This is a genomic window from Murinocardiopsis flavida (genome assembly GCF_003014485.1).
In the GTDB taxonomy this organism is placed as follows: Bacteria; Actinomycetota; Actinomycetes; order Streptosporangiales; family Streptosporangiaceae; genus Murinocardiopsis; species Murinocardiopsis flavida.
This window is the reverse complement of sequence record NZ_PYGA01000017.1, coordinates 1-15,488: the sequence shown is the minus strand read 5'-3', so window position 1 is coordinate 15,488 and position 15,488 is coordinate 1. Positions and strand designations below refer to the sequence as shown.

Here is a 15,488-nt window from a genome sequence, read left to right as displayed (position 1 = left end):
CTACCCCTTTTGCGTGCCCTGCTGGGAATCGGGCGACTCCGGCCCGCTCGGTTCGTCCGCTGCGTCGGACCGTTCACTCGCCCGGAGGTCGGCACGGACGCGGAGACTGAGCTCGTGGAACTCCGTGGCGGCACCGCTGGTGTCGGCCTTGGCGAGCCCCGCGACCTCGACCACCGTACGCCCGTCCTCCCCGGTGCGCGCGCGGACCCAGGCCCGGCGCGGCCGGACGAACAGTGTGGCGATCAGGCCGAGAACGGCCGCCGCCGCCGACAGCAGCGCCGGGATGCGCCCGGGATTGCTGTTGACCTGCATGCTCAGGTGGTCCTTGACCCCGGTGAACTCGATCTTGCCCGAACCGTCGGGCAGCTCCCAGACGTCGCCCGGCTTCATCTCGGGCGACTTGCCGACCTTCTTCATGTCGTCGGTGTCGAGCTGGTAGACGGACTGCGCCTCGCCCGAGTCGATCCCCAGGTCGCCCTTGTAGCCCTGGAGGGTGATGACCGGGTTCCGGTCGTCCGGGAAGTCCGAGACGAGCATGCCGTTCTCCGACTCCGCCGCCGACGGCAGGAAGACCGCGGTGAACCCGAGCTGCTCCGGGACGCTGTCGGGCACCTTCACCACACCGTCGGAGGTGAACGTCGCCTCGTCGCGGTAGATGAACGGGACCGCCTGGTCGTACACCACGTTGCCCTCGGAGTCGGTCACCTTGAAGGCCGGCGCGTAGCCGCGCCCCAGCAGGTACACCTGGGCTCCGTCGACGGACAGCGGGTGGTTCACCTCGAGCTTGTGGGTGCCCTGGGGCGCCTCCGGCGACTCCTGGTAGCTCAGGTCGGCGGAGAAGGACAGTGCCTGGCCGTTGAGTCTGCCGTCCTGGATGAACTCGGCCTGGAAGTCCTCGACCGAGAAGGAGAACGGCTGGAGGTCCTCCGGGCCGATGGCCGTCCCCGGGTGGAAGGCGTCGAAGGACGTCGGCGTGTTCGCGAACCCCTCGCCCTCGATGACCACCATGTTGCCGCGGTAGCCGAAGAACGAGCCGATCCCCAGGGAGATCAGCAGCGCGAGCAGCGCGAAGTGGAACAGGACGTTGCCCGTCTCCCGCAGGTACCCCTTCTCGGCGGCGATCGAGCCGCCGCCGGTCTCGGCGACCTCGTCGGTCCGGTAGCGCTTGAGCGCCGTGCGGGCCGCGGCGAGTGCGTCCTCGGGGCTCGCCGCGGTGGTGAAGCGCGCCGCGTACGGCATCCGGTTGAGGTGGCGCGGGGTCTTCGGCGGCCGCGCCCGCATCGCCCGGATGTGCACCGCTGCGCGCGGCAGCACACAGCCGGTCAGGGAGACGAACAGGAGCAGGTAGATGGCCGAGTACCACGGCGAGGAGTAGACGTCGAAGAGGGCGAAGCGGTCGAGCCACGGCGCGAGGTCGGGGTTCTCCACGAAGTAGTTCTGCACCTGCTCGACGCTGACCGTGCGCTGCGGCAGCAGCGACCCCGGGATCGCGCCGATGGCGAGGAGGAAGAGCAGGACGAGCGCCGTGCGCATCGAGGTCAGGGTGCGCCACGTCCAGCGGGCCCACCCCGTGACCGACAGCGCGGGCGGCGCGCCGCCCTTGCCGGTGTCACGCTTGGGCGCCTTGACGTGCCCTTCGGGCAGGGCGGTCTCGGCTTCGCCTGGTGACGGTTTCGCGGCCATGTCAGATCACCGTCGTGTAGTTCGCGGCCCAGCCTTGCAGTACAGCGGTTAGCTCGACCCAGAGCCCGCTGGCGAGCAGCAGGCCGATGGCGACGAGCATCGCCCCGCCGATGGCGGTGACCAGGCGGTAGTGGCGCTTCACCCAGCCGAACGCGCCGAGCGCCCTGCGGTAGGCCAGCGAGGCGAGGATGAACGGGAGTCCGAGCCCGAAGCAGTACACCAGGGACAGCACGGCGCCGCGCCCCGCGCTGCCCTCCGTGAACGCGAGGGTCTGCACCGCTGCGAGCGTCGGGCCGATACACGGGGTCCACCCGAGCCCGAAGAGGATGCCGAGCAGCGGCGCCCCCGCCAGCCCGGCCGCCGGCAGCCGGTTGAACCGGAACTCGCGGTTCAGCCCGGGGACGACACCCATGAACGCCAGGCCGAGCAGCACCGTGAGCCCGCCGAGGACGCGGGTGATGATCTCGGCGTGGTCGAACAGCAGCCCGCCGACCCCGCCCACGAGGACACCGCCCGCGACGAACACCGCCGAGAACCCGGCGACGAACAGCAGGCTCCCCGCCAGCATCGTCCCGCGCCGCCCCGCCAACTCCTCGTCGACGGTGCGCACCGCGATCGCGGTGCCGCCCGCTCCCGGGTCGGCGCCGCCGGCCGTCCCGTCGGCGGTTCCCTCGGGAGGTGCCGCGGCGCCGCGGCGGCGCGCGGCGATGTCGGCGCCGGACATCCCCGTGACGTAGGACAGGTAGCCGGGGACCAGCGGCAGCACGCACGGCGAGAGGAATGAGACCAGCCCGGCGGCGAACGCCAGCGGAATCGCGAGGAGCAGCGACCCGGTCAGGACGGTTTCGGAGATCATCTAGGACCCCGTGTCCTTCGCGTCGCCGCCCTTGTCCTCGGCCTTGTCCCCGCCCTCTTCCTTGTCTTGCTCGGCTTCCTTGTCTTGCTCGGCTTCGCCCTTGCCCTCGGGCGCGCCGCCTTCGTCCAGCACGGGCGTGACGAGTTTGTCGAGCCCGTTGTAGTTGGTGGCGCCGATGATGCGCGCGGCGATGCGGCCATCGCGGTCGATGATCATCGTGCTGGGGATCGCCGACGGCGGCACGGTGTCGCGGAACGCCTGCGCCACAGTGCCCTTCTTGTCCTCGATGCTGGGGTAGGAGATCTTCTGCTTGCGCTCGAACGCCTGCGCCGCGACCTTGTTGTCGCGGATGTTGATGCCGAGGAACTGCACGCCGTCGTCGCGGTGCTCCTGGTAGATCTCTTCGAGTACGGGTGCCTCGGCCCGGCAGGGCGCGCACCAGCTCCCCCAGAAGTTCACCACCACGATGTCGCCCTCGTAGTCGGCGAGGGAGATGTCCTCGCCTTCGAGGCCCTTCCCCTTGATCTCCGGGGCGGCCTGGCGCTCGTCGGGTGCGAAGGACGCGGACGAACCGTCGCCGCCGACGAACCGTTCGCCGGAGTTCGCCTCGGCGCCGCCGCCTCCGTCGGCCCCGCCGCCGGCGCAGCCGGACAGGAGCGCGACTGCCGCCACAGCCGCGGCGGCCCGCAGCAGGCCGCTTCGCGCGGAACGGGGACGCAAGGGGGCGCCGGGTCGGTACAAAGGCATCAATGAGACCTCAAGAGGCGAGGTGAAACTGGCGGTCAAGCGCGTTACGCGTCGTTGACGACACAGTGTAGTAGATGCCTTCGCGGCCGCCCCGGGGCCCCGCGCAGAGAGGTCGACCGCCCGGCCCTCCCAGGTCCAGGGCGGTTATGGGGAGTCGCGGCGTGGACACCCGTGGAGGCGGTGGGCGGGGAGTGCACCGCCCCCTGCGGGTGACGCGCCTCGTGTGCTACCCGGCTTCGACGAATGCCTCGCGTAGGTAGTCGTGTACGGCACGTTCGGGCACCCGGTAGGAGCGCCCCACGCGGATCGCGGGAAGCCCACCGGAGTGGACCATTCGGTAGACGGTCATCTTCGAGACTCGCATGATGGTGGCGACCTCGGCGACGGTCAGGAACCTGACCTCGTCCAGGGGTGCCTTACTGCCACTCATGATCAGACGCCCTCTTCTTCCTGGGACGTGCACCCTCACCGACCCGGCCCGGCACCCGGCGAGGCAACCCTGATCGGCCCCTCCGGGGCACATTCGGGTCGCAGTGCCTCAACTCCTCGCCCGGGTGTCATTCGGTCACTATCGACACGTCCGATTTCAGCGTAAATCCGGGTTCACAGCATTGAAAGCCCGTTTTTTCTGTCCGTGCGGCTACATGCACGTGGGGGTGCCCGTGAGGTTTAGGAGGTGGGTATAACCAGCCGGTTCTCAGACCAGACCGGCCTTGCGGAGCACGTACGACGACAACGGAAGGTAGTCGTCGGTGAGGTAGCCGTCGTCCAAAGGCACGGTCACAAGCAGTTTCCCCTCATGCTCCCCGAGGAAGAGCGCCGGATCGTTGCTATCGGCGAAACCCAGGGTCGGAATGCCCGCCTCGCCCGCGGCGCCCGCGAACCCGTGGTCGGCGATGACCAACTGCGGCCACGCGGCGTTACGACGGGCGAGGTCGTCGATGATGGCCCGCATGCCGAACGGGTGATGACTGTGCCGGGGGGCGCGGCCGTCCATGACCAGAGCGACATCGTCGCGCCACGTGAGCGTGCGCCGGTTCGGCGGATGCTCAGTGGTGACCTCGTAGGTGTGGCCGGCCGCCGCCGTGACGACCTCGCACCCGGCGTAGCTCAGCGCCTCCTTCCACCCTTGGTAGGTGGCGAGCAGGTTCTTCGGGTGCCCGGTCGCGAACATCACCCGCTCGCGGTTGCGGGCGGCCTCGGCGAGGCGGTCGGCGAACGCTTCGAGCGCGTCGACGGTGCGGTCGGGGTCGATGGTGTCGATGCCCCACACGTAGTTCTCATCGGCGACCACACCGCAGCGCTTCGACATCAGCGCCAGCACCTCGGCGAACGACCAGTCATGGGCGAAGGTCAGGCCGAACTGGTAGTAGGAGTCCTTCTGGACGAGCCGCCGGTAGTGCTTGAGGTTGTTCTGCCGCGGGGTGTCGACCTGGCCTGCGATGCCAGTGCGAACCAGGTGCTCGACCAGTTCCGCGCGGGAGGGCGGCGTCACCAGTTCTCCTCCTTCTCGGGCGCGTGGAGCAGTGCAGGACGCTCCGGCCGCCGGGCGGCACTGCCCGGAGTCGACCGAAGATCCACTGAAGGGACGTCATACCCCAATCGCACCGGATTCAATGCGACACCGCCCGCTCACAACGTCGGATCGATCCCATGACAGGGAAACACTGCTTTGCGCGTGGCCTGGATGGCGCGGTCGACCGCGTCGTCGGGGTCGAAGCCGTTCTCGAACGGCACGTGCTCGGGCGTGCGGCCGTCGGTCATGGACAGCGGGGCGTGCTCGCCGGTGCGGCGCTGGACCAGGGAGCGCCAGGACTCCGGGGTGGCGGTCGCGGGGTCGATGTGCACACCGGCGGCGTCGGCGAGCAGGTGGGTCCACGAGCGCGGCACGACCTGCACCAGTTCGTATCCGCCGCCGCCGAGCAGCACCCAGCGCCCGCCCGCCGTCTCCTTGGCGAGTTCGTGCAGTGCGGCGTGGATGCTGCGCTGGCCGTCCATGCTGAGCATGAGGTTGGCGAGGGGGTCGAGAGCGTGGGTGTCGCAGCCGTGCTGGGTCACGAGGATCTCGGGCTGGAACTCGCGCAGGAGCTGGGGGACGATCGCGTGGAACGAGCGCAGCCACTGGGCGTCGCCGGTGCCGGCGGGCAGGGCGACGTTCACCGCGTAGCCCTCGGCGTCGGGTCCGCCGATCTCCGTGGGGCGGCCCGTTCCGGGGAACAGGGTGAGCGGCGACTCGTGCAGGCTGATGGTGAGGACGCGGGGGTCGTCGTAGAACATGGTCTGCACGCCGTCGCCGTGGTGGACGTCGACGTCGACGTAGGCCACCCGTTTGGCGCCCTGCTCCAGCAGCCAGGCGATGGCGACCGCGGGGTCGTTGTAGACGCAGAAGCCCCACGCGTTCTTGGGCATGGCGTGGTGGAGCCCGCCTGCGACGTTCGCGCCGTGTTCGGCCTGGCCGGTCCAGACCGCGCGCGCAGCGGCGACGGAGGCGCCCGTGATGAGCGACGCCGCCTCGTGCATGTGCGGGAAGACGGGGTTGTCGTCGGTGCCGAGGCAGTACGGGTCGTCCGGCTCAAGGGTGCGGCCGGCGCGTTCGACGGCGGTGATGTAGTCGGGGTGGTGGACGAGCTCCAGCAGCTCCCGCGAGGCGGGTTCGACGTCGGCGAAGGAGACGCCGGGGGCGTCGAACACGCCGAGCTCCCTCGCCAGCGCCATGGTCAGCTCGACCCGCACGGGCGCCAAGGGGTGCTGGGGGCCGAAGTTGTAGGCGGTCAGACCGTCGTCCCACGCGATCCGCAATGAACAGGCCACCCGTCCTCCAACCGTGCCGACGACGTATGCACCGCACCACAACACTAGCCAACGACGATCCAGGTGAGCGCCGCCGGGGTGGCGCGGTGCCCGGACGCGCCCGCCGGGCGTCCCGTCGCGGACCCGGTGGGACCTCGGTGGATGCCCGGTGGGGTTCCGGTGGATTCCCGGTGCGGTCCCGATGGGGTCCGAGTGGGCCGTCGGTGGGGCGGGTTGTTCAGTGGGACAGGTTGTCGTGCAGGCGTTCCAGTGACCGCCGGAACTCGGCGCGCTGCTCCGTGGTGAACCCGGCGAGGGCGCGTTCGGAGAGGCGCCGCATCTCGGCGTTGAGGTCGTCCCGCAGGTCGCGGCCGCGGTCGGTGAGGTGGATGTTGACCAGCCGCGCGTCACTGGGGTGCGGGCGGCGTTCCAGCAGCCCGGACCTGACCATCCGGGTCGCCGCCCTGGTCACCGTCGAGGTTGCGAGGCCGAGACGGCGGGCGATCTCGCCGGGCGACAGGCCGTCCTCACGCCACAGCGCCATGAGGATGAACTGCTGCCCCTCGCGGACCCCGTGCCTGCCCATGGCCTCCTCGGCGGCCTTGAGCATCGCGCGTTTGGCCGCCCAGAACGCCGGCAGGAAGTCGTCATCCCACGGTTCGAGCCAGTCCAGCACGGCGATCACATGTCCTTCGTGAGTTCATTGTCCGGCTAACGTTTACTTTTGCTCATTGTCCGGCTAACGTCTAATCGTTGTCCGGCTCATGATAGCCCCAAAGCCATCTCAGGAGGATCTGTGGCCGCAACCGTCCGCACCCCCGCCCCGGTCCCCGCGCCCGCTCCCGATCCCGCGCCCGACTGGGACTCGGCAGCGCTCGACCTGGAGCGCTACCTCGCCCGCGTCGGTCTCGCCCGCCGCTCAGGCACACTCGTGCCCGACCATCACACGCTGCGCGCGGTCCACCGCGCCCATGTCGCGGCGATCCCGTTCGAGAACCTGGAGATCGTCCTCGGCCGCCCCGTCCCGCTCGACATCGCGTCGTTGCAGCGCAAACTGGTCGACCAGCAGCGCGGCGGCTACTGCTACGAACAGAACGTGCTGCTGGCGGCGGCCCTCGACCGACTCGGCTTCCGGGTCGAGGGGTTCAGCGCCCGGATCCGCGTGGGCGACGACCGCATCCGCCCCACCTCGCACGCGCTGCTGCACGTCACCGACGACGACGGCGCCGAGTGGATCGCCGATGTCGGCTTCGGCGGCGGCGGACTGCTCGAACCCATCCCGTTCGCGCCCGGCACCGAGATGCGCCAGGGGCGGTGGACCTTCCGCCTCGACCGGGTCGACGCCGCCGGAGCGGCCCAATGGGTGCTGCGCTCGCTGCACCCGGACGGGCCGCAGGACATGTACGCGTTCACCGCCCAACCGCAGTACCCCGTGGACTACGCGGTCTACAACCACTACACGTCCACCCACCCGAGGTCGCCGTTCACCCGCGGGCCCATGGTCCAGCACACCCGGCCCGACCTCCGCCGCGCGCTGCGCGGCACCGCACTGAGTGAGACCCGACCCGACGAGGAACCCCGGACCAGGGAGGTGGACCCGGCGGACATACCCGGGATCCTGCGCGACACGTTCGGCATCGAACTCGACCCGGCCGACGAGGCGGCGGTCGTCCACTCCGCCGAGCAGGCCGCCGACCAGTAGTACGGCGTGGGGTCCGTCGTGGGGTCCGCCCGGCGCCGTTGCGCGCCGCCGGAACGCGGGCGGCCATCGGGGAGGACGCCACCGGGGGCGGGCGCCGGGCACAGGCGGCGGGCACGGCCGCCGTCCGCCCGGCTCTCCCGCCGGGATCAGCCCTCGGACAGGGCCCGGCTGCGGTCGCGCGCCGCCTCGATGGCGTCGGCGAAGGCGGTGCGCACACCGTGGCGGTCGAGTTCGCGGACCGCGGCGGCCGTGGTCCCGCCCGGCGAGGTCACCGCCTCGCGCAGGACGACGGGGTGCTCACCGGACTCGTTCAGCATCGCGGCGGCGCCCTCGATGGTCTGCTGCACAAGGCGCTGCGCGGTGGCGCGCGGCATCCCCATGCCGACGCCCGCGTCGATCATGGTCTCGGCGATGAAGTAGAAGTACGCGGGGCCGCTGCCCGAGATGGCGGTGACCGTGTCCATGTGCCGCTCGGGCACCCGGACCACGGTGCCGACGGTGCTCAGCAGGGACTCGGCGCGCTCCAAGTGCTCGTCGGTCGCGTGCAGCCCTCCGGCGATGGCGGTCATGCCCTTGCCGACGAGCGCCGGCGTGTTGGGCATCGCCCGCACGGCCGCGACCTCGCCGGGCAAGTGCTTCTCCAGGACGCCGGTGGTGATGCCCGCCGCGACGGAGATGACCAGCGTGCCGGCCGGGATGTCGGCGGCCAGTCCGTCGAGGACCGACACCATGTCCTGGGGCTTGATCGCGAGGACGATGGTCCGGGCCCGCCGCGCCGCCTCTGCGGCGGTGACGGTGTCGACCGAGTACCGTTCGCGCAGCTGGGCGGCGTGATCGGGCAGCGGCTCGACCACCATGACGTCGGTGGGGTCGTACCCGGTCCCGAGCAGCCCGGCGAGCAGGGCCTCGCCCATCTTGCCTGCGCCGATGATCGCGATCATGTCAGTCCACACCTTTCAGCCACCGTCCACGCTAGCGCCATCCCAGGTCGCAGGCATCTCGATCTCGCCCACTGGGATGAGCAGCCGGTTCCCGGAACCGCGACCCGATGGTCAGTGCCATTGAGCGGGACACGCGCGCACCCAAGTGCGAGCACGCCGAAGGACTGGACGGGGTACTCCCGTGCAACGGCACACTGGTCCGGCTCTGGGTGAGCCTCGTCCACCAGGATTCCTAGCCCGTCTGGTTCCAGGAGGTAGTGGAGTGGGAGAGGAAGGCCACCGGTGATCGACTCTCCTGACGAGGTACATCAGGCAAATGCGCTCTACAGCGCATTGCAGGGTGAAGCGCTCTCACCCAACGACTCCCTACAGCTCATACGGGACATTCACGGAGAACTCGATGAACGTCTCCCCCACCACCTTCGCCTCGTTCCTCCTCGCCGTGCGGGCCGGGCGGCTCTAGGGGGTCGTCATTTGCGGCCGGCGAGGGAGCGGAGGGCGAAGCCCACGTTCGCCGGGCGCTCGGCCAGCCTGCGGGTGAGGTATCCGTACCAGTCCGGGCCGTAGGGGACGTACACGCGCACCTGGGCGCCCTCCTGGGCGAGGCGCCACTGCTCGTCCGGGCGCACGCCGTAGAGCATCTGGTACTCGAATTCCGTCCGCCCCTTGCCGTTGACGGCCGCGAGGATCCCCGCGATCTTGATCAGCCTGGGGTCGTGCGTGGCGACCATCGGGTACGCCTGGCTCTCCATCAGCCAGCGCAGCAGCCGCACGTAGGCGGTGTCGACGTCGTGCCTGCGGGTGTGGGCGGTGCCCGGATCGGGCGCGTAGGCGCCCTTGCACAGCCGCACCCTGGTTCCCGGGCGCGCCACGGCGACGAGGTCCCCTTCGGTGCGGCGCAGCGCCGACTGGAGAACGCAGCCCAGACCGGGGTGGTCGTCGCGCACCTGGTGGTAGATCCGCAGGATGGCGGCGACGGAGCCCGCGTCCTCCATGTCGACGGTGACCGTGGTGTCGGCGCGTTCCGCCGCGGTGGCGATGCGCGCGATGTTGTCGGCGGCGAGGGCCTCGCCTTCTGCTCCCAGCCCGAGGCCGACCGCGGTGGGCTTGACGGAGACCTCCGCCGATCCGGCCAGCCCGGCGTCGGCGAGGCGGCCGAGCAGCACGAGGTAGCTGCGGGTGGCGTCCTCCGCCTGGAGGGGGTGCAGGGTGCGTTCGCCGAGGTGGTCGATTGTCGCCAGCATGCCCTGGGCGGCGAGGTCGGCGACGGCCCGCACGGCGTCCTCGGCGTGCTCCCCCGCGACGAAGCGGTCGACCGCGCCCCGCGCGGCCGGTGTGCGGGACACGAACGCGCGCAGTCGTCCGCTCTCCGAAGCCGTCATCAGGGCGTGCCGCAGAACCATGTCCACAACTCCTCGGGTCGGGCGGGCTGCCTTCGACACTACGCGCGAGGCGGCCCGGTGCGGATCGTTCCGCCGAAATCCCGGACGGCCCCGCGGTACGGCCCTCCGCGGGCGGCCCTCCGCGGTTCAGCCCACCCCCGCGCGGATCCCGCGTGCCGCGTGGCGCACCGCCCTGCCGACCGCGGCGCGGACCTCGTCCGGCCGGTCGCCCCGGCGCAGGGACGCCCCCGCCGCACCCATGAACGCCCCGGCGAACGACCCGACGACCATCGCGGCGGACACCTCGTCCAGGTCGTCCGGGAACGCGCGCAGCAGCGCCCCGGCCAGGCGCTGCTCCGTTGTCCACAGGCGGTGCAGGGCCGCGCCCTGGAGGGACGGGGTCGACATCACCAGGTCCATGCGGCCCGACGCGAGCCCCAGCAGGTCGACGTCGCCCGGGTTGCCGGCGATCGTCTCCTCTGCGACGCGGGTGAGCACATCGGCCACGGTGTCCTCGGGGCCCCGTTCGTCGACCACCCGCAGCGCCGTCTCGATGCGGGCGGGGGTGTCGGCGAAGACCAGGTCCTCCTTCCCGGCGAAGTAGCCGAAGAAGGTGCGCGGCGCGACCCCCGCCGCCGCCGCGACCTGGGCGATGCTCGTCTCCTGGTAGCCCTGGTCGCGGAACAGCCGCAGCCCCGCCTCGATCAGCGCGCGCCGCGTCAGCGTCTTCTTGCGTTCCCGCCACCCCTGCTCGGCCATGCCGCGAGGCTACTACGGAAAATCGCACGGATTGCATTTTTGCATCAGCTGATTTTTTGCATTCGTTGCTTTTTTGCACAGGTTGCGGTTTCCTGATGGAGCGCCGCAACCCGTGCGGCCGAGCGAGGAGGAGACCATGGGACAGCTCGACGGCCGGGTCGCCGTCATCACCGGCGCCGGGAACGGGATCGGGCGCGCGCACGCCCACGCGTTCGCCAGAGAGGGCGCGGCGGTCGTCGTCAACGACCCCGGGGTCGCGCCCGACGGGGCGGCGGGCGACACCGGGGTCGCCGACCGCGTGGTCGCCGAGATCACCACGCTCGGCGGCACCGCTGTCGCCAGCACCGACAGCGTGGCGGACGGCGAAGGTGCGCAACGCGTCGTCGACACGGCGATCGAGGCGTTCGGCGACCTGCACGTGGTGGTCAACAACGCGGCGATCCTGCGCAACGCCCCGTTCCTCGACATGACCGAGGACGACTTCACCGCCGTCCTCGGCGTCCACCTCACCGGCACGTTCGCCATGACGCAACGGGCCGGGCGCCACTGGCGGGCACGGGCCGAAGCGGGCGCGCGGGCCGACCGGAGCATCGTCAACACCTCCTCCGGGTCCGGGCTGTTCAACCCGCTGCCGACGCAGGCCAACTACGCCGCCGCCAAGTCGGGCGTCGCCGCCATCAGCACCGTGGCGGCACTCGAACTCCGGCGGTACGGCGTCCGGGTCAACTGCTTCGCGCCGTCGGCGCACCGCACCCGGCTCACCCGCGACGTCCCCGGCCTGTCCGCGGCGCCGGCGGCCGGCGCGCCCGACCCCTTCGACCCGCGGAACAGCTCCGCCCTGGTCGGCTACCTCGCGACCGCGACGTGCCCGCTGACCGGCCAGGTGTTCCGGGTCTACGACCGCACCATCGGCGTCGCCCACGGCTGGTCCATCGGCGCGGAGGTGCACGAGGAGGAGCGCTGGACGATCGACGGGATCGAACGCGCGCTGACACCCCTCGCGCTGGACGACCCCGAGGAGCGGCTGATGACGGCGCTCGGCGTGCTCGGCGACCCCGAGAAGGCGCGCGCGGCCTTCCAGTCCCTCCTCGACGGAACCGCGGCCGGCTGACCGCCGCCCGCCCGGCCCGCCCACCGCTCCGGGGTTACTCCGGGCGCTCCACCCGCAGCTCGTGTGCGTCGTCGGGCGTCGCGAACGCGAGGAGCGCGGCGGCCTCGGCCGCGAGCGCGTCGCTCTCGGCCCCCGCCAGCGCCCGGAACGGGCGGGCGGTGAGGACGGTGGCCGCCCCGTCGCGGCGCAGCGTCCACACGCCGCGGACGTGCCCGTCGACCAGGATGGTCGGCGCCACCGCGGCGCCCACGCACACCCGCTTGCGGTACTCGTCGCTGATCACCCGGGTCCGGTCGGCGTGCGCGAGGAGGACGTTGTCGAAGTCCGGGAGCAGCCGGAGCGGGGCGGGGACGTCCGGGTCGGGCAGGACGGCGTCGGGCAGGTCGAACAGCTCCCGCCCGGCCTCGTCCCGGTACACGCGCAGTCCGGGGCGGAGCCGGTCGAACACCTCGTCCGTCCGCCGCAGGCCCGACCACGCCTGAAAGTCCTTGACCCCGGCCGGCCCGAACCCGGCCAGGTACCGGTGGACGAGGGCGTCGACCCGCGGCTCGGCGTGCATGGGCGCCCCGATCCACTCCTCGGCGAGCGTGAACGGGGTGGCGCCGCGCCGCCCCCATGTGCCGTTCGGCGGGCGGTGCACCAGCGGCAGCAGGGCCTGCACCGACCAGCCGAGGGCGTCGTGCGGGTACTCGGGCCACCGCTCCGCCATCGCGCGCGCCACCTGCGGCCGGGTGAGGGTCTGCCCGGTGAGGAGCGCGCGCGCCGCCGACGCGAGGGCGTCGAGGTCGAGTCCGAGGTCCGGCCGCCGTATGCCGCCTGGCGCCCCCGCGCGAGGACGTCCTGCATGAGCGGGCGGACCCAGAGGTAGTCCTCGGCGGCCGCGATGAACTGGGTCCCGCGCAGCAGGGACCCGCGGACCGCGGCGCGGTCCTCCAGCAGCGCGGTCAGCTCCGCCTTGCGGAAGGACGCGAGGCGCGCCCACAGGGCGAGGTAGGGCGGATTGGGCTCCTGCGCCTGCACGGCCGTCGCCCTGCGGATGACGTCGAGCGGCGCGGCGTCGGTCCTGTACAGCAGGAACTGCCGGTCGAGGAGGGCGCGGTTGAGCGTCGCGCGGTCGAGGGCCGTTGGTGCCGAGCCGCCCCGATCCCGCGCGGGGGCCGCCGCACCGTCGGAGGTCTGCCCGGCCCGCTCCGGCCGCTTCATCGTCGCCATGGGCGGCAGTATGGCGGCGGTCGGGGACGAAAGGCGCCCCCGACCGCCGCGGATCGTCAGCCCGTTCCGCGCACCGGGCCCTCCCTGATCCGGTCGAGCAGGGGCGGGCTCCAGTGGTCGCCGTACCTGCGGTGCAGCGACGCCAACCGCCAGTCGCCGCCCCGCACCACGCCCCGGCACAGTGGGCTGCCGCACCGGCAGTCCATCGACCAGCCCTCGACTCCGGTGTGCGTCGCGTAGTCGACGGTCAGTTCCCCGCCCGCGCCGACGTCCCGCCGGGCGACGACCGTCGTCGCGTCGGCGTGCCAGAGCGTGGGGTCGCAGGAGTGGTTGCCGAAGCACACCGGATGCCCGGGGTCGATGTGCAGGTGGCGGCCCTCCGCAACCGTCAGGCTGCTGTAGGGCGGGGTGAGGGCGGCGAGCTCCCGGTCGCCGATCGTCGTGCCGCCGAGGACCATGACGGTCGCCCCGGCCTTGATGGGCACGACCGCGAACAGGCCCGTTCCCTCGATGGGCGACGTGCGCGGGGCCGCGCTCCCGCTGAGCCAGGAGCGGTCCGGGTAGCGGTGTTCCGTCATCGGTGCGGTCCCTTCGGTGTCGGTGTCGGCGTCGGCGTGCGGCCGCGGGCGCCGCGCAGGCGGCGACCGCGGCTCAGGGGCGGGTTCCCGGGTGTCGCCCGGCACCGTGGATTCGGCACCGGGTCAGCCGCCGATCTCGGCCAGCGCCCGCGCGACCCAGGACTCGAACGCGGCCCACGCGGCCCACTCGTCGGCGTCCTCGGGTTCCCCGAAGGCGAGCAGAAGGTCGCCGGCGTCGACCAGCTCCCAGTACGGGTGGTGCAGGTCGGTACCTGCCGACCGCGCGTACAGGGCGCCGAACTCCTCGGCTGCCGCGGCGCCCGCCTCGATGGCGAGGTTGAGCCGCATCCGGGCGATGTCGATCGCGAAGGGGCCGGTACACCCCGTGGTCCAGTCGACGATGCCGCTCAGTCCGCTGTCCAGCCAGAGGGACTGGCCCGGGTGGTAATCGCGGTGGATGAACCCGACCGGGGCATCGGGGGCGGGCGCGGAGATCACCGCGAACACCCGATCCCACAGGCCACGCGCCCGGCTCCACGCAGGCGGGGTGCGCGGCCCATCGGCGTCCGGGTCGTAGTAGCTCCGGTACGCGGGCAGCGCTGCGGCGCCCGCGTCGACACGGTGGATGCGCGCCAGCTCCGCCGCGAGTGCGGCGAGGACCTCGGGCAGGTCGCGGCCCTTCCAGTCGTCGCTGCCGGGTGTCCTGCCGGTGAGCAGCGCGGGCATGCCGGTCCGCGCGCCGCTGAGGTCCCGTGCGAGCAGGACGGGGGCGGCGACGGAGGTCGGGCCGAGGAGGTCGAGGACGGCGGCCTCGTTCTCGGGCCGGTACCAGGGGTCCGACGCGAGCCGTGCGCGGTCGTGGAACCGCCGCAGCGCCAGCGGGTGCACGGCACCGGCCGCCCGGTCGCGGACGTCGACGGCGTGCAGGGTCGTGGAGCTGATGCTCATCAGCACGGGCCCGCCGTCGAGCACGGCGTCCGCGCCGACCGCGCGGCGGACCCAGTCGAGGGCATCGGGGGTAGGGGCGGGCGCGCCGTGCCCCGATGCGCCGCCCGTGGTCGTGTTCGCTTCCGTCATCACCGTGGTCCCATCGTCTGCGTGCTTCGTTGCCTCCTGTTTCGCTGAGCGACGGCGGAGAACGGGCACGCGGCGGGACAGCGGTGGACGCGCGCAGGCCACGGCCACCCGGGCGCGGCGGCCGGGTGCCGGGCGGGCTGGGACGGTGCCGGGGGCGTCAATAGTGGTGCACAGCGACGAAACTAGCTCCCCTGCCGCGGCGACGACAAGGGCATCCATAAGGGCATCCATCCCGATGGACCGGCGCGGATCCCGACGCCCCGCACCAGTGGCGGGCGGTCCTCTGCGCGCCGACCAGGGCACGGGCACCCGGTGGCCGGAGCATGGCGCCGGGGCACGGGGCACGGGGCACGGGGCACGGTCCCACGAACGGGACTCCCGGTATCGGAGACGGTCGTGGTCGGCCGCTGCACTATGGCGATCCCGGTGGCTGCCGGGTGGGGACCAGAGACGGGAGCCGAGGACCGGCGAGAGGACTGCGGGCCCCGGCCGCCACCGGTGGGCCGTGGAGCCGCCCCAGCCGTCCCCGGTCGCTGGAGGGTGCCGGTGGAGCGGGCTGCTGGGGCGGCTGGGGGCGGCGTGTGCCGGTCGCCGGGGTGGGGGCATGGGTGTGGCCCGCCGGGGTGGGGGCCCGGCGGGTGGGTTGTGGT

The 15,488-nt window shown here is 72.2% G+C and carries 15 protein-coding genes and 1 pseudogene; 3 read left to right on the top strand and 13 right to left on the bottom strand.

Translation table 11 applies throughout. The features are described 5' to 3' along the window. The 7 genes from resB to CLV63_RS22060 form a co-directional block, all read right to left on the bottom strand. Positions 1–1,683 (bottom strand): cytochrome c biogenesis protein ResB, encoded by a 1,683-nt coding sequence (gene resB / locus CLV63_RS22090; RefSeq protein WP_106585101.1) that lies wholly within the window; start codon positions 1,681–1,683, stop codon positions 1–3. 1 nt (position 1,684) lies between these two features. Beyond that, entirely contained in the window at positions 1,685–2,539 is an 855-nt protein-coding gene (locus CLV63_RS22085) for a cytochrome c biogenesis CcdA family protein (protein ID WP_106585100.1), read from the bottom strand. Then, a complete protein-coding gene (locus CLV63_RS22080; protein ID WP_106585099.1) occupies positions 2,540–3,286 on the bottom strand; it encodes a TlpA family protein disulfide reductase in 747 nt (248 codons plus the stop codon). It lies immediately after the preceding gene. Between the two features lie 226 nt (positions 3,287–3,512). Beyond that, positions 3,513–3,716, bottom strand: a complete 204-nt coding sequence (locus CLV63_RS22075; protein WP_106585098.1) for a helix-turn-helix domain-containing protein — start codon at positions 3,714–3,716, stop codon at positions 3,513–3,515. A 267-nt stretch (positions 3,717–3,983) separates the two neighbouring features. Continuing rightward, entirely contained in the window at positions 3,984–4,781 is a 798-nt protein-coding gene (locus CLV63_RS22070) for a phosphatase (protein WP_106585097.1), read from the bottom strand. Between the two features lie 137 nt (positions 4,782–4,918). Then, positions 4,919–6,079: an acetoin utilization protein AcuC gene (locus CLV63_RS22065; RefSeq protein ID WP_106585250.1), complete on the bottom strand. Its 1,161-nt coding sequence runs from the start codon at positions 6,077–6,079 to the stop codon at positions 4,919–4,921. Between the two features lie 235 nt (positions 6,080–6,314). Next, positions 6,315–6,761 carry a MarR family winged helix-turn-helix transcriptional regulator gene (locus tag CLV63_RS22060; protein WP_245928979.1) on the bottom strand — a complete coding sequence of 149 codons (447 nt, stop codon included), beginning with the start codon at positions 6,759–6,761 and terminating at the stop codon, positions 6,315–6,317. Positions 6,762–6,872: 111 nt separating this feature from the next. On the opposite strand from CLV63_RS22060, the gene CLV63_RS22055 reads away from it, so the two are divergent. Further along, positions 6,873–7,778 (top strand): arylamine N-acetyltransferase family protein, encoded by a 906-nt coding sequence (locus tag CLV63_RS22055; RefSeq protein ID WP_106585096.1) that lies wholly within the window; start codon positions 6,873–6,875, stop codon positions 7,776–7,778. Between the two features lie 146 nt (positions 7,779–7,924). Here the strand turns inward: CLV63_RS22055 and proC are convergent, their stop codons facing one another. Continuing rightward, positions 7,925–8,719, bottom strand: coding sequence for a pyrroline-5-carboxylate reductase (proC, locus tag CLV63_RS22050; RefSeq protein ID WP_106585095.1), 795 nt, complete (start codon positions 8,717–8,719; stop codon positions 7,925–7,927). A gap of 107 nt (positions 8,720–8,826) precedes the next feature. Here proC and CLV63_RS35055 point away from each other — a divergent pair, with 107 nt between their 5' ends. Next, complete coding sequence (locus CLV63_RS35055) at positions 8,827–8,955, top strand: hypothetical protein (protein WP_281260753.1); 129 nt, start codon at positions 8,827–8,829, stop codon at positions 8,953–8,955. 234 nt (positions 8,956–9,189) lie between these two features. Here the strand turns inward: CLV63_RS35055 and CLV63_RS22045 are convergent, their stop codons facing one another. Next, positions 9,190–10,122: a proline dehydrogenase family protein gene (locus CLV63_RS22045; RefSeq protein WP_106585094.1), complete on the bottom strand. Its 933-nt coding sequence runs from the start codon at positions 10,120–10,122 to the stop codon at positions 9,190–9,192. A gap of 126 nt (positions 10,123–10,248) precedes the next feature. Beyond that, a complete protein-coding gene (locus CLV63_RS22040; RefSeq protein WP_106585093.1) occupies positions 10,249–10,860 on the bottom strand; it encodes a TetR/AcrR family transcriptional regulator in 612 nt (203 codons plus the stop codon). Positions 10,861–10,996: 136 nt separating this feature from the next. Here CLV63_RS22040 and CLV63_RS22035 point away from each other — a divergent pair, with 136 nt between their 5' ends. Next, positions 10,997–11,971: an SDR family NAD(P)-dependent oxidoreductase gene (locus CLV63_RS22035; protein WP_106585248.1), complete on the top strand. Its 975-nt coding sequence runs from the start codon at positions 10,997–10,999 to the stop codon at positions 11,969–11,971. Positions 11,972–12,005: 34 nt separating this feature from the next. On the opposite strand, the pseudogene CLV63_RS22030 reads toward CLV63_RS22035, so the two are convergent. The 3 genes and pseudogenes from CLV63_RS22030 to CLV63_RS33690 form a co-directional block, all read right to left on the bottom strand. Further along, positions 12,006–13,174 (bottom strand): annotated as a pseudogene (locus CLV63_RS22030) (winged helix DNA-binding domain-containing protein). Between the two features lie 65 nt (positions 13,175–13,239). Next, a complete protein-coding gene (locus tag CLV63_RS22025) occupies positions 13,240–13,761 on the bottom strand; it encodes an SET domain-containing protein (RefSeq protein ID WP_146165631.1) in 522 nt (173 codons plus the stop codon). 123 nt (positions 13,762–13,884) lie between these two features. Further along, positions 13,885–14,838, bottom strand: coding sequence for an aminoglycoside phosphotransferase family protein (locus CLV63_RS33690; protein ID WP_170134297.1), 954 nt, complete (start codon positions 14,836–14,838; stop codon positions 13,885–13,887). Positions 14,839–15,488 lie beyond the last annotated feature (650 nt).